This is a genomic window from Geomesophilobacter sediminis, from assembly GCF_016458275.1.
In the GTDB taxonomy this organism is placed as follows: domain Bacteria; phylum Desulfobacterota; class Desulfuromonadia; order Geobacterales; family Geobacteraceae; genus Geomesophilobacter; species Geomesophilobacter sediminis.
Genome location: NZ_JAEMHM010000058.1, coordinates 1 through 385 on the forward strand (window position 1 = coordinate 1; position 385 = coordinate 385).

At 68.3% G+C, this 385-nt stretch carries 1 protein-coding gene; it reads left to right on the forward strand.

What is annotated here, in order from left to right; genetic code table 11:
- On the forward strand, window positions 1–385 hold a 385-nt coding region (locus JFN93_RS25325), incomplete at both ends, for a hypothetical protein (protein WP_199387175.1).

Genomic DNA, 385 nt, shown 5'->3' on the forward strand with positions numbered 1-385 from the left:
CCTCCGATCAGCTCCGCGCCCTGACCACCACCGACGTCGCAGCCCTGACCACCGCAGAGATCCAGGCGATCAGCACCGCTAACCTGGCGACCCTGACCACCGCGGAAATCGCGGCACTGACCACGGCTCAGGCCCAGGCCCTTGGCGCCACCGGCATCGCAGCGCTTGACTCCGGCCAGCTGCGTTCCCTGAGCACCCAGGATGTTGCGGCACTTACCACCGCCGAGGTAGCGGCCATCAGCACCGATAACATCTCCCTGCTGACCACCGCTCAGGTCAAGGCAATGACCACGGCGCAGATCGCCGGGCTCGACACCGCCCACGTCCAGGCCCTGAGCACCGCGGAGGTCGCGGTTCTCTCGACCGGCCAGGCTCAGGCCCTTGG